The 13,958-nt window shown below is 46.2% G+C and carries 9 protein-coding genes; 5 read left to right on the top strand and 4 right to left on the bottom strand.

Going from position 1 to position 13,958, the window contains the following annotated elements; translation table 11 throughout:
• The first annotated feature begins 6 nt into the window (after nt 1-6).
• A complete protein-coding gene (locus tag AWH61_RS10050; RefSeq protein WP_075176971.1) occupies nt 7-564 on the top strand; it encodes a PepSY domain-containing protein in 558 nt (185 codons plus the stop codon).
• On the opposite strand, the gene AWH61_RS10045 is transcribed toward AWH61_RS10050, so the two are convergent.
• Together AWH61_RS10045 and AWH61_RS10040 are read right to left on the bottom strand one after the other, a co-directional pair.
• Nucleotides 559-2,574, bottom strand: coding sequence for a TonB-dependent receptor (locus tag AWH61_RS10045; RefSeq protein ID WP_249922632.1), 2,016 nt, complete (start codon nt 2,572-2,574; stop codon nt 559-561). The genes AWH61_RS10050 and AWH61_RS10045 overlap by 6 nt on opposite strands.
• Before the next feature lie 159 nt (nt 2,575-2,733).
• Nucleotides 2,734-5,988, bottom strand: coding sequence for a VPS10 domain-containing protein (locus AWH61_RS10040; RefSeq protein ID WP_075176970.1), 3,255 nt, complete (start codon nt 5,986-5,988; stop codon nt 2,734-2,736).
• Nucleotides 5,989-6,504: 516 nt separating this feature from the next.
• On the opposite strand from AWH61_RS10040, the gene AWH61_RS10035 reads away from it, so the two are divergent.
• Genes AWH61_RS10035 through AWH61_RS10020 form a run of 4 tightly spaced genes read left to right on the top strand, consistent with a single transcriptional unit; the run spans nt 6,505 to nt 11,238 of the window.
• Nucleotides 6,505-7,974 carry an ABC transporter substrate-binding protein gene (locus tag AWH61_RS10035; protein WP_249922631.1) on the top strand — a complete coding sequence of 490 codons (1,470 nt, stop codon included), beginning with the start codon at nt 6,505-6,507 and terminating at the stop codon, nt 7,972-7,974.
• 2 nt (nt 7,975-7,976) lie between these two features.
• Nucleotides 7,977-8,960: an ABC transporter permease gene (locus AWH61_RS10030; RefSeq protein ID WP_075176968.1), complete on the top strand. Its 984-nt coding sequence runs from the start codon at nt 7,977-7,979 to the stop codon at nt 8,958-8,960.
• Complete coding sequence (locus AWH61_RS10025; protein WP_075176967.1) at nt 8,957-9,826, top strand: ABC transporter permease; 870 nt, start codon at nt 8,957-8,959, stop codon at nt 9,824-9,826. The genes AWH61_RS10030 and AWH61_RS10025 overlap by 4 nt, the downstream gene beginning before the upstream one ends.
• On the top strand, nt 9,823-11,238 hold the full coding sequence (locus AWH61_RS10020) for an ABC transporter ATP-binding protein (RefSeq protein ID WP_075176966.1): 1,416 nt from the start codon (nt 9,823-9,825) through the stop codon (nt 11,236-11,238). Before AWH61_RS10025 ends, AWH61_RS10020 begins: the two co-directional genes overlap by 4 nt.
• A 67-nt stretch (nt 11,239-11,305) precedes the next feature.
• Here AWH61_RS10020 and AWH61_RS10015 read toward each other — a convergent pair whose 3' ends face one another.
• Both AWH61_RS10015 and AWH61_RS10010 read right to left on the bottom strand, forming a co-directional pair.
• Nucleotides 11,306-12,193, bottom strand: coding sequence for an SDR family NAD(P)-dependent oxidoreductase (locus AWH61_RS10015; RefSeq protein WP_075176965.1), 888 nt, complete (start codon nt 12,191-12,193; stop codon nt 11,306-11,308).
• A 412-nt stretch (nt 12,194-12,605) separates the two neighbouring features.
• Nucleotides 12,606-13,844 (bottom strand): peroxidase family protein, encoded by a 1,239-nt coding sequence (locus AWH61_RS10010; protein ID WP_075176964.1) that lies wholly within the window; start codon nt 13,842-13,844, stop codon nt 12,606-12,608.
• Nucleotides 13,845-13,958: the final 114 nt, after the last annotated feature.

The following is a 13,958-nucleotide window of genomic DNA, read 5'->3' as shown; positions in this document are numbered from 1 at the left end:
TGTTTCATGTCCGGTTCCTTTCGCAAGAACAGTCGCAAATACAGCCGCAGTATTCACTTGTGGCTGTCGCTGGTTATTTTTATTCCTGTGATCATTGTTATTGCGAGCGGTTTATTATTGCAGGTTAAAAAAGAATTCGACTGGATCCAACCACCAACACAAAAAGTGCAGAATACCCAAACCAACGGGCCTACGATTTCCTTCGACGAAGTGCTACACGCTGTAAAACAAGTGCCTGAGGTTAGTTTAAACAGCTGGGACGATATAGACCGATTAGACGTGCGCCCCACAAAAGGCATCATTAAAGTGCGAGGGAAGAACCATTGGGAAGTTCAACTGAATGCACAAAATGGTGATGTACTTCAGGTTGCGTACCGACGCACAGACACCATTGAAGCTATTCATGACGGTAGCTGGTTCTTTGAGGGCGCTAAGCTATGGCTGTTTTTGCCCGCTGCCCTATTGCTTTTTGTGCTGTGGGTAACTGGCCTTTTCATGCTGTACACCACCATGAAAAGTAAGTATCGAAAGAACAAATTTCGTCAGCCGTCAAACAACTCATAACAGATAAGTTATTGCCAGTTGAACACTTTCGCCCTGCGCAAATGCCGCTTTGTCATCAGCACTGGTGTAATACTGTTGATTGGTTAAGTTGCGCCAGCTAGCTTGAAGCTGAACCCGCTCGTTTAACTGCCAATCAGCGCCCATGTCCAGCGTAAATACCTCATCAAGAGCTCGCTCTCCGTCAGCAATATCCGTCTTACTTGCACGATAGGCAAATACCGTAAAAAACCGCACAGCTTGCCATTGAACGCCTAAATCAAGCCTCTGACTGTTTGCAGGTATATCTGCGATGCTATTACCCAAATCGTCTTCACCGCTAATCCACATTCCGCTAAGTCGAGCGTCTAATGCGTCATTGTGCGATTGCCAACTAAGTTGATAGCTCACCCCCTCTATCGTTGCACTGTCTAAATTAGAATATTGAAGCACATCTTCAGCAACCATAATGCGTTCAATATAGTTATCAATTTTCTGATTAAACACCTCTATCGAGCCTTGCAGTTGCTCACTGCTGTAAGCAACACTGGCTTGCATATTTAACGCTTGCTCTGTTTCAAGTTTGAGGCTGCCCAACACAGTACCGCGAGGCGTTTCGCCAGCGAAGAAACGTTCAGTTAAAGACGGATTTCGAAACGCGCTAGACACATACATACCGGCGGCCCAATGCTGAGAAAGCTGATAATTTGCGCCTAAATACCCGCTTAGATTAGTGTTAGTCTGAGCGGTGCTAGATTGGAATGTATTGGCATCTGAATCATCAGACTGGCGCTGCCAGTCAACCCGTGCGCCAAGGGCGAGCGACAAGCTTTGCCACTGACGTGAGGCATCAGCAACCGCTGCGGTAGTAATCTCCCTTGCATCCAGAGTACGCACTTCATAGGCAAGCTCTGCTTCAAATGCGTTTGTTATGAAACTGGGCGATGTGGTGTCAGATGAAGCGCTTTCCGCTGGTGTTAATGTGAATTCTCTCTCATCTGCCACTACGCCGTCTCGACCAGTAACTTGCAGCTGCCAGTTCAAATCCCAGTCTTTCAGCTGCGTATCTGTGCTTATGTTAAACCCATAGTCAAACGCCTTGTTTTCGCTGTCGTTGATGCGGCTTTCTGGTCGCAACACCGAGGTTTCTAGGCTAGATTTATGCCACCAGACATTTCCAGTAAATAGATGACTTTCAAACGCTATTTTGCCAAGCCAGTGCGTGTTGTCCGGGTAGGTGGTTATTCTGCTTTCTGGGAAGTCACTGCTCGACTTACCAATGTCGTTATTATCAGAATAAAGCGTCCACGCCTCTTTTATGACGCTATCTACCGGCCTGTGTCTAACAAATAGCCCTGATTGTTCGAATTGATCAAACAGCGAGCCCCCATTCGCATCTTCTCCATTGTCGGCGCTTCTGTATGAAATGTTCCAGTCTGTCTCGCTCTCTTCAGTTAGGCTGTTGCTATTGTCTGCACGGCGTGTGCTGCCAGCATAGCTCAGCGCCTTCATTTGTTGATTGCTGCTGTAGCCAACGCGTAGGTGAGGCTTTTGAATTTCCCCAAAATGCAAGTTCACCGCGCCACCTATCGCTCCCGAGCCTAGGTAAGTGGAAGCGGCGCCCGGTAAAACAGATACTGTTGAAATAAAGTCAGATGGAATAAAGCCTATGCTAGACCCTGCCCGCCTGTCGCTCACAATCGGTACGCCGTCTAGCAGGGTTTGAATTCGCCACCGCGAATACCCTCGGATACTGATGCTTTGTATTTGCCCGCCCTGCCCATTTAACGACACAGAAGGAGATTGAAGTAAGACATCATTGGTATGTAACGGCGCTACTAGGCCACTTTTATCAAACTCATATTGCGGAAAAATGCGCGAAAGCGTCTCGTCGTAATAGGGTCGTGCAGCCGTTACTGTGTAGCGCTCTACCTCTTTAAGCGGTGCACCTTGGGCAACGCTAAAAGATGATGTAAGCAGTAAAGGTAGTGCAGCAATAGATACCGATAAACCAGACGAGGATTTAGAAGACACTGAAAAACTTGAATCTAGCAAAAAAGAAAACAATGATGATCTCACTACGCGATACATACCTGTGAAAATAAGTGTGCACCGAAAAAGTTGGCAAAGAAAATGAAAAACGCGGCAGTAAAACTACCACCGCGTACTTAGCAAGATGATGCTCAATTACCGCTATTTGGCGATTACAGGAAGACCCGTAGTCCACGGTCCACCAGCATCAACCACCGCTTGTTGAAGTGATGGTACAGCACGCTGCTGCAATGTACCGATTCGTTTCACTACATCATCTAGACCATCGTTGGCGTAACCGAGCTGGTCTTTATGCTGCTGCGTTGGTCCGTAAGAAGACCCTAATGCAGAACGGGCATAGCCCAATCGGCTCAACACATTTGCAGGCTTAATACCCATCTTATCGCGAGATGAAAGGCCAAACAGAACTTTGTTTACCCCGTTAATTTCATCTTGAATAGCAGCGTATTGCGCTTCAAGACTTTTCACATCACTTGGCGTGCGATCAATCGCGGTACGCAAAAGGTCCATGGTTTCTTTTAATTGCTTCAGTACAGTCGTCGATGATAATGCACGTTTTTGCGCATCGTTCACCGCATTACCATATGCTTCAATTTCAGCATGCGTAGCACCTTTCAGCGCGCCGTCGTAGATAGATTCCAATACAAACGACGCTGGCTCAGAAAGCGCTGTTACCGTGGCACCTTCTCGCTTAAATAACGTCGCCGTATAGCTGCCTGGTAGCGCCATGAGTCCATTGTTCTTGCTGTCTTTGTCAGTAAGCGGAATAGTGAGTGAATATTTCATATCCCAGGTAATACGGTGTAAGCCTTTCTTTGTGTTACCTTCTACACGCTTCACTAAGTCACCATCACTGTCGCGTACTTCGACATACACAGCGGGGGCAGCTTCTTGGTTTTCAGCTTCAACCGCTTCCCAGCTTGGATACTTAGGGTACTTTTTGTCTTCTATAAGTTTCTTTTCTGCTTCTTGGCGCTTTTCTTTTGCCGTTAGCAAACTGTCTTTCAAGTAGTAGGTGAAAGTTGCACCGTGCTCGGGATTCTCGGCAACAAAGCGATCGTCACCATCAGAGTCTGTGTGATTATCATCTAACTGGAACCACTTAACCGGTCGACTTGGCGCAAACAAAATGGCGTCTTTTTGCATCGACTTCTCGGTTAATGAACGCAGCGGCGCATAATCATCAAGTATGTAAATACCGCGACCAAACGTACCTGCGACTAAGTCATTCTCGCGACGTTGAATTTTCACATCGCGGGTTGAGATGGTCGGCATACCACCGTCTAACTCAACCCAGTCTTTACCGCCATCTACCGAGAAAAACACACCGAATTCAGTACCGATAAACAATAAGTCCTTATTTACGTGGTCTTGTACAATACGCCACACTAAGTGCTTTTCAGGTAAATCATCAGCTAATGAAGTCCAGCTTTTCCCTAAATTAGTCGACTTGATTAAGTAAGGTTTGTAATCACCATATTTATGATTATCAAGGGCAACGTACACCGTATTGGGATCAAACAAATCTGCGCGAATATCGTTCACGTAAGAGTTGGCTGGAATGCCCTTAATGTCATCTAGCTCAATCTTTTTCCAAGATTTACCACCATTAGTGGTCACTTGGATAATACCGTCGTCGGTACCTGCCCACAGAATATTTTCATCTACCGGGCTCTCAGCAAAGTTGGCAATGGTATGAAACTCTGTCATGGCATACAGGTCCCAGCCGGCTTCTACTGACCACGTGCGCCCCATAAGTGGCGAATGCATGCGATTGCCGTTTTTAGTGAGATCACCCGACACTGCCGTCCAGCTGTCACCGCGATCATCACTTCGCCAAACCCGCTGTGAGGCAAAATAGATACGCGCAGGATCATGTGCAGACACATTAATCGGCGCATCCCAGTTAAACCGCTCTGCAGGGTCGCCTGGTAGTGGCTGAGGCTTAACATACACTCCTTCTCGGGTAGTCGTATCGACACGCACCAAATTTCCTTGCTGCCACTGCGAATACATAATGTCAGGGTTACCAGGCTCTACCGCTGGGCCGTGCCCATCACCGCCCAAGGTTAAGAACCAATCTTTGTTTTTTATCCCCTCTTCACGCATAGTGCGCGAAGGACCGCCTTGGGTGGAATTATCCTGTGCGCCAGCGTAGATCTTATAAAATGGTTTAGAGTCATCTGGCGCTACTTTATAGAACTGGGTTAATGGAAGGTTCGCCATAAAGCGCCAATTTGCCATTCTGTCGTGAGACATATAAATACCACCATCGGATCCCATCAATACGAAATCTGGGTCGGTAGGATGGAACGCCATGGCGTGGTCGTCTACGTGCTTGCGTTTAGTGTTGATGGGCGTCCACGTTTTGCCGCCGTCATCCGACACTTTGCTGTAGTTACTGGCAATATAAACACGGTCAAATTGATGTTGGTCAGCGAATATTTCCTGATAGTAGTGAGGACCTGTGCCACCGCCTACTTCATCTGACATTTTAGTCCAGCTAGCACCTTGGTCGGCTGAACGGTAGAAGCCACCACCGCGATTATCAGTTTCAATGGTGGCATAAATCACATCTGGGTTCATGGGTGATATAGCCATACCAATTTTACCCATATTGCCTTGTGGTAAACCTGTTTTAAGTTCAGTCCAGGTTTCGCCTCCGTCGCTGGAAGTATGGATACCTGCGCCTTCGTTCGTTCCCACATAGGCGCCAATAGAACGCTGACGCGCCCACGTTGCAGCATAAAGTTTGTCTGGGTTACGCGGGTCAATAAGTAGTGATGTTACCCCGGTCCATTCGTCAGCTGGCTTAAGCACTTGCTTCCACGTTTCACCGCCATCTGTCGTCTTATAAAGCCCTCGCTCGCCGCCGCCACTCCACAATGGTCCTTGGGCAGATACCCATACAATATCTGGATTTGTAGGGTGAATAATAATGTCAGAAACGTGCTCTGACTTCTTCAGACCCATATTCTTCCAGGTTTGACCGCCATCTAGCGATTTATATACACCGTCGCCAAAGCTAATGTGACGGCCACCATTATTTTCGCCCGTTCCCACCCAAATAATATTTGAGTTGCTTGGCGCAATGGTCACGTCACCAATGGAGTAAACTGGCTGGTCGTCGAAAATTGGCGTCCAGGTCGTACCCGCGTTGGTAGTTTTCCACACGCCACCCGAGCCCACCGCGGTGTACCATGTTGAGGGATTGTTCTGATCGACTGCGATATCAGCGATACGCCCAGACATGTACGCAGGCCCAATGTTTCTCAGCTCCATGGCTTTGAATGTTGAACTGCTGAAGACTTCATTCTTGTCGTTTTTGTCTGCAAAGGCGGGGGTGCACGCAAGTGCAACTGATACAGCAACTGCCGCTTTAAGAAGCTTTTTCATTATTGTTATCCAGTGTGTTTGATAGGGCTCAAAACCCTTTTTTAATTTGTAGTACTATCACTCTATAGCATTACTAATAAATGCTTAAAGTTACAATGTAACATACGACCAACTGCCCATTACAAAAGTTGAAAATATTGTGCACCGACTTAACATTACTTAATATCTTGATGGTCATTAGCCAGTGCATTTTTTCAAAAAGTAGTTTAGCCCTACCGACTCAATCTGTACATTTATTCAACAAATCGTATATTATCCAATCTGGATCTTTGTTTTACTATTCAGGGCGTCAGCCTAAGAATACTGATACTGATTCACAGGATTCAAATAGACACGAAAAAGCTTAAAGGCTCGAAGGGAATACATAAAAATAATATGCGGATTAGACATCTAACAATTTTACTCGTCGTTGCCAGCGTTCTACTTAGTGCCTGCACACCTTCACAACCTACAAACAAAATTCTGATCAGTGGTCCCTTTGAACCAGTCAATAACGATCCGGCAAGTACCGGCTACATGTTTACACGAATGCAAATTCTGGAAACTCTCATAGACGTGGATAACCAAGGTCAGCTTATCCCAGGACTTGCTAGCTCATGGTCAAATGATGAGGACTTTACTGTTTGGACATTTAATTTACGTCCTGATGTGTATTTTCATGACGGCACGTTAATGACCGCCGACGCCGTCTACAAAAGTCTTTCGGTCGCGTTTGGTAAACCAACGCCATTTTCAAAAGATATGATCGCCAACATGGAGGTGGTATCAGAATATTCTATCAAGTTCACCTTGAACCAAAGTTACCGTCCTTTCCCTTCCCTGTTAAGTAATTATGCAACTGCGATCGTGGCACCTGTTACCTTCGGTAAGTTCAATCGAATTAAAACCTTAATAGGTACAGGCCCCTATCAGATTACGCACTTTGAACCACCCCACAATATTACAACCACGCGCTTTGACAATTATTGGGGCGAGCCCGCTGTTATTGAAAACGTTGAGTACGTAACGGGTCACCGCTCTGAAACGCGGGCGCTTATGGTACGAACGGGGCAAGCAGATATTGTGTACAACCTCGACCCTGCCGCGGTTAGCATGTTGCGCACTGACTCTAACGTAAACGTGTTTAGCGACAGGATCCCTCGCACCACTCTAGTTAAGTTAAATAGCGGCCATCCTATCCTCTCAGATGTAAAAGTAAGGCGAGCATTGAGTTTAGCGATTGACAGAAAAGGCATTGCATCTGGCGTAATGCGTATATCGAATATCTCTGCTGATCAGCTATTTGGCCCAAATATTCGAGACTGGCATATTCGTTCTACTGCCACAGATAATGCTACCAATACTATTTCAATGGGTGACGCTGACAATAATCCAACAATTAAAAATAGCGTTGAAAATGGTGACTTATTATTAAATAGGAAAAAAGCGGCACAGCTGCTAACCGACGCGGGATGGTTAGTAGGTGAGAATGGCGTGCGCTACAAAAATGGCTCACCTTTAACGCTTGATATGATTACCTATGCCAATCGGCCAGAACTCATTACCATTGCCACGGCAATTCAAGATCAGTGGGCTAGCATTGGAGTGAAGCTCTCTGTCCATATGGAAAATGTAAGTGCCATTCCTTCAGGGCATGCTGATGGTACATTGCAAACTGCACTTATGGCGCGTAACTTTGCTAACATCCCAGACCCTCTCGGTATAATGCTGGCTGACTTTTCTTCAAAAGAAGGCGGCGATTGGGGGCCAATGAACTGGCAAAATGAAAAAGTGTTTAGCGATTTAAAGACCTTGAGTCACACCACGGATGAACACGCTTACAAATCATTGATATCATCAATTATGCAAGAAGTTCAGCAAGACGTTCCTCTTATCCCCGTTATGTACTATGTGCAGCAAACGGCGACATCTAGCCGACTAAGAAACTTCAGCTTCGACCCTTACGAGCGTTCTTTTCGCGTATCTCAAATGAGAATAGCCCCATAATAATGAGAAAAATCCTACTTCAACGGCTGCTTCAAGCTGTACTGATGGCGTGGAGTGTAGGCACACTCACATTTATTATAACCCGTTCACTACCTGGAGATATGGCTTACAAAATAGCGGCTGGCCGCTACGGTGACGATGCGGTAAGCACAAGTGCCGCTAACGCCGTAGCAGAAGAACTTGGTCTGCACAGAAGCGCTTTCGAACAGTACGTAAGCTGGATGACTGATTTAGCCTCACTGGATTTAGGCAATAGCTTGGTCACGGGGGCCCCCATTGTTGTTGAGCTACAAAATCAGCTTTCTTACACCCTTGTTCTCGCTGGACTCGCTATTCTGGTATCCGCATTAATTGCGTTTCCTCTGGGAATTTATAGCGGCATCAGAAGCGCTCGAAAAAGTGAAAATACTCCTAAAAGCCGTGCTTCTCTTTTTGATAAAGCAGTATTAGTGTTTTCCACGTTCGTGCGCTCTCAACCGGTCTTTTGCTTGGGGCTAATTCTCATCTTTATTTTTGCTCTAGAGCTCAACTGGCTTCCGGTTGCGGGCTCTTCAGGCTTTGTCTATACCATATTACCTGTAATGACCTTAGGGTTAAGCCTGGCGGCTATATCAAACCGCGTAATTCGCAATAGTACTGTTAATGCGGTTCAATCGGGTTACTTCCATTTCGCCAAGATAAAAGGGTTAAGCGCTCTAGAAGCGTTCAGGTGCCATGCGCTACCTAACATTGTAATACCTGCTCTAGCCTTCATGGGCATACAGCTTATCGGGTTAATTGAAGGCGTAATTATGATTGAAAGCCTTTTTGCTTGGCCCGGCATAGGACACGGACTTTCCCATGCTGTCTTTGCCCGCGACATCACTATGTTACAAGGCACAGCGTTGCTGATGGGCACGTTATTCGTATTGGTCAACACACTAGTCGATTTAAGTCAGTATGCACTCGACCCAAGGGTGAGAGAGAATCGAGGGTATAGCCAATGAAGACACCCGCCTTATCTGTTGAAAAATTGATTGGCTTTTCACTTTTGATGCTGCTCTTATTACTTGCGTTGGGCGAGCCTGTTCTATTGGGAACAAACGGTAATCAACAAAATTTAAAGCAAGTGCTCGAAGCCCCAAGTGCGCAACATTGGTTAGGTACAGATCAGTTCGGACGCGACATGTTAGCCAGAATCTCAGAGGGTCTGCGCATATCACTTTCTCTCGCTGCACTTTGTGTACTAAGTTCATCAATAATTGGTGTGCTAACGGGCGTAATTGCAGCGTGGTGTAGAGGTTGGGTAGATACGACGTTGAATTTCATTGCCAATACGATATTGGCGCTCCCCGGACTGGTACTTATTCTTCTTTTCGCGGCGCTAGTGCCAGGCTCTTTCATTATGCTGTATTTAGCCATTTCCTTAGTACTTGCCGTCGAGTACTTCAGGCTGGTACGTGCTATCACTCTACCAGTAGTGACAGGCCCTGCACTGGAAAACTCGGCGCTAATGGGTTTTCCAAAACGCTATTTATTTAGTAAGCATATATGGCCCGCCATTCGACAAGACGTGTTATCACTTGCTGCTTTTGGTGCCTCCTCCTCAATTATCGCCATGGCATCGGTGGGCTTCGTTTATGTTGGTTTAAAACCTCCCAGCCCTGAGCTCGGGCTGATGATAGTTGAGCTTTTTCCATACTATCACGAAGCACCTTGGCTGCTCGCACAACCTATTTTCACCCTATTCGTTCTCGTACTGGGCTTTCACTTACTTTCTGCGAAGAGTGACAATACACCTCGTTTAAATAAGTTCATTTTTGACAGCAGCAGTAGACTATCAAAGAGTGATGTATTGGAGCGCAAACTGTGAGCCAATACATTGCTATTGAACGCTTATCAATTTACGCGCAAGACACCATTATTGTAGAGGATCTATCCCTTAACCTCGAACAAGGCGAGACGCTTACTATATTGGGTGAAACCGGGGCAGGTAAAAGTCTGCTAGCGCAAGCAATTATGGGCGACTTACCACCTGCACTGAGGGTTACGGGAAATGTTCTGGTAAACGGTGTAGATATGCTTCGTGCGAACCGACGTGAATGTGAACAATTGTGGGGGCGAGACCTTGTTATGCTGCCGCAAGAGCCATGGCATTCTCTAAGCCCAATGATGAAAATTCGCCAGCAAGTCGCCGAAGTTTTTCGGTTTACATTGGGTAACGGTGCTCGCGAAGCACAAAAGAGTGCGAAGACACAGCTAGACAACCTGGCTCTTAAAGACGACAGTGATAAGGTCCCTTCTCAACTTTCCGGTGGAATGGCACAGCGTGTCGCTTTTGCCTGTGCATCAGCGACTAATGCACCTTTATTTCTAGCCGACGAACCCACAAAAGGGCTAGATGCCGGACGCAAACATCATATTATTGAGCAACTAAAGCAAAAAGCTAACGACGGTACGCTACTTACTATTACGCACGATGTTTCAGTGGCAGAGGCACTAGGTGGTAAATGTATGGTGCTTAAAAACGGGAAACTGGTAGAAACAGGTGATACCCGCAAGATACTGTCCTCCCCGTCTTCAAACTATACCAAAACCCTTATTGCGTCGGCTCCGCAACACTGGACGGCTACAACAAAAAAAACGCATAGGTTTGCACCGCTGGTATCGGTGAATGACCTCACAATTATGAGAGGTAACCGTACACTATTTACTGGCCTTAGTTTTTCTTTAGGGAAAGGCGAAATTGTCGGGCTTTGTGGTGATAGCGGCAGTGGAAAAACGTCTCTAGGTGATGCTCTACTTGGGCTTCTACCCTATCAAGGCAATATTGCGTTTCATACGCTTTTACACCGTTATCAAACCCTAAAGCTATATCAAGATCCCCCCAGTTCATTTGCCGATCACACTACGCTTAAATCATTGATTGATGACGTAATAAAGCTTCACAAGGTGTCTAAAAAGCGTGCTGATTTACTTTCATCTCAACTAGGCCTTAACCAGCGATTGTTTGAGCGCAGCGCCTCTGAGGTAAGTGGAGGTGAGCTTCAACGCATTGCATTGCTGCGCGCGCTGCTACTAAGACCCAAGCTACTTATAGCTGACGAGCCAACATCTAGGCTCGACCCCATTACAAGTAAGGCAATTACTCACTTACTTGTCGATCAATGCAGAGAAGAAAATTGTACGGTGCTCTTTATCAGTCACGATAGAACACAGCTAGAAAAAGTCTGTGACCGCGTCATTGACCTTCAGAGTCTCACAACATCAAAAGCCGTTATATAACGGCTTTTGGAAGACAAGATTCAGGGCACTTTCGTGTGTTTATACGCAAACCGTAGCCGCGAATGAACTAAAAAGTCACGATTTCATCATCAATAAGATGACCAACAACCTGACTCTGCTCAGCATCTACAAAGGCGCTATCAATAGCGCTAAAACGCGCCGTAGTAACTTTTCGATAATTCGGGTGTGTATAAATATAAGTTTGCTCTGACTGAAGCGCCTCTATCACGCGTTCAGCTAGCACAGAGGCATCGATTCCCGACTCTACTGCTTTAGTGGCTGCTTGGGCTCCGACTTTAAGCTTCTCTTTATCAATGCGTTTTTCAGCGGCTACTGCGTATTTTTGCTGCCTATTTCTATACGACTCGTGAATGCGGGTTTTCACGAATGCTGGACACAATACAGAAGTATGGATTCCAAAAGGTTTCAGTTCTGGTACCCAGCTTTCTGTCATAGAAACAACCGCAGCTTTTGATGCGCAATAGGCCGCCGCATATGGCATGCCCATCATTCCGGCCATCGACGCCACGTTTAGCACCCAACCTCCTTCGCCGTGCTCTTTAATAGCTGGCACGCAGGCTTGTGCGCCATAGAGTACGCCCATAACGTTGACGTCCATTACCCAGCGCCAAGTCTCATGCTCCGAATCTTCGACTTTCCCCGGCGTACCGCCAACGCCAGCATTATTGATGACCATATGAACCTTGCCAAACTTCTCTTTGGCGTTAGCTACAATATCTTCCCACTGAGCGTAATCGGTAACATCAAGGGCGCAAGTCAATACATCGAAACCTTTCTCTCGTAAATCATTGCCCGACTCGTCTAATGCAGTATTATCAATATCTCCCATGACGATATTCATACCCTGCCTTGCCAATGCCTCTGCCAGCGCTAGCCCTATGCCGCCAGCGGCGCCAGAAATAATAGCGGTCTTACCCGTAAATTCGTTAGACATCTTACTCTCCTGTTATTGTTCTTGCGCCGCGGGCCCTTTGGGAAAGCCATTTCAATGAGGAGTTTGCAATCGCCTATCTCACTCAACTAGCGCTTATCTACACACCTAGATTAGGGGTAACAGGATGGGGAAAATACTTTATTTGGCTAATTTGAATAGCTTCATGAAATTAATAAGTCAGGTTAAACGTACAGGCGGGGCAAATAAAAAAGGGCAGTGACTAACCCTGCCCTTTGCATTACCCCGCTACTATATTTCTATGTTGAAAACTGTCTCATCCGTTCTACATCAACCTAACCGACTGTTCGATTAAACCTGGTGCTACTAATCTAATTCTCAACAATGGCTTTTGACAGAGCGTACTTACAGGAGTCGATATCTTCACGCCTCAGTAAATACTTCCGCTTGTTTGTTAAGCCGCGAAATCAGTATATTTGATGATGTCAGCCATTTCGAAAGCTCCAGCGGGTTGACTGCCCTGTACTTTTAGTTCTGGATACCATGAAGGGTTAGATCCTAAGAACGAGTGAGGGTCACTTTCAATCAAACCTATAAGCACTTCAGCTACAATATAACCTCCAACAGGCCCCAAATGATTGCCTCCTGAGAGGCTACCCTCGCAAAGAATGTACAACCACAGCGGAGTCGCTTGAGCTAAGTTGCCCGGCAGTTCGAACATCGACATATCGGGAGAATCCAGGCTTACGCCTAAAACAGACTCCATGTATTTGTGCACAGACTGGCCTGATGGCAGTGAAAAGCTCTGACCACGTTGCAAATTTCTTACGGCAAGCGATGCCTCGGCATTTTTGATAAACGGCAACTCCAGTAATTCTGAAGGCAATTTTTCATCGACCGCCCCCGCTTTCTGAGCATCTTCTCCAAAAAACCAACTCCAGTTAATCGCTCCTGCCGTATTCTTCTGGAACCCTATACCTAACTCGCTGCCAAACATCGTTACACCTTTATGACTTTCGTTAAAGTCTAATGGGTTGGTAACCATTGTATGACCAAAGCGATAGGCGGCGACGGAAAATTCAACTGGAATAAATGGAGAGTTATCTTCAGTAAAAAATCGTCGACCGTTACACATAATATCATCGACGACCGTTTGACCTACTAGCTTGGGTAAAAAGTCATAAATAATGACCCATTGGTAGTGCCAGGTCACGATCTCTCGCGCCTTTTCGAAAAGAGCAGTTTTCGTCGTATAAGAGCCCTTCGTTAGTAACTCATTGACAACCGTGTTATGAAAATAGTGCATCAGTAATTGAAACTGAGAGACTATTCGGTTTTCATCGTTACGTGGATCGCCAATCAACGCCACTTGGTTTAAATGCCCCTGAGGAGTACTCTCTGCTCTAAGTAAATCATCACCGTTCGTCAGCAGGTGCAACTTGTCTATTTGTTTAGGTTTGCCGGAGGCGTTTGGTGGTGCGTGATAGTAGAGATGCGGTGTCCCTTCAACACCCGACCCATAGATACAATCCAAATCCAGGGTAGGCGTTCGGATATTATTGATGTCATCAGGGGTATTTCGTGAACTTAAACTCGATGTAACATCAAGGGTAATATCATGATCGATGAATTGGCCTAAGAATACGTAACCCAGGTCAATATCTGACAACTTGGCTTCTGCTCCGGAATCCATGGGTCCGTTCTTTTTACCGCATTCACGAAGATCATGCGAGTTACTGATAAGTCGAGGGAGTTGAGGAAATAGACGCCTGAATCGGCCTTGTAATTGATGATGGGTGCATTTAGG

The organism is Alteromonas sp. W12, assembly GCF_001924945.1.
In the GTDB taxonomy this organism is placed as follows: domain Bacteria; phylum Pseudomonadota; class Gammaproteobacteria; order Enterobacterales; family Alteromonadaceae; genus Alteromonas; species Alteromonas macleodii.
This window is presented reverse-complemented; position numbering and strand designations above follow the sequence as displayed.

Coding starts and splice junctions, on each gene's coding strand:
- AWH61_RS10050 (WP_075176971.1), top strand. CDS start 7: ATGTCCGGTTCCTTTCGCAAGAACAGTCGCAAATACAGCCGCAGTATT.
- AWH61_RS10030 (WP_075176968.1), top strand. CDS start 7,977: ATGAGAAAAATCCTACTTCAACGGCTGCTTCAAGCTGTACTGATGGCG.
- AWH61_RS10040 (WP_075176970.1), bottom strand. CDS start 5,988: ATGAAAAAGCTTCTTAAAGCGGCAGTTGCTGTATCAGTTGCACTTGCG.
- AWH61_RS10035 (WP_249922631.1), top strand. CDS start 6,505: ATGTTTACACGAATGCAAATTCTGGAAACTCTCATAGACGTGGATAAC.
- AWH61_RS10015 (WP_075176965.1), bottom strand. CDS start 12,193: ATGTCTAACGAATTTACGGGTAAGACCGCTATTATTTCTGGCGCCGCT.
- AWH61_RS10010 (WP_075176964.1), bottom strand. CDS start 13,844: ATGGATTCCGGAGCAGAAGCCAAGTTGTCAGATATTGACCTGGGTTAC.
- AWH61_RS10025 (WP_075176967.1), top strand. CDS start 8,957: ATGAAGACACCCGCCTTATCTGTTGAAAAATTGATTGGCTTTTCACTT.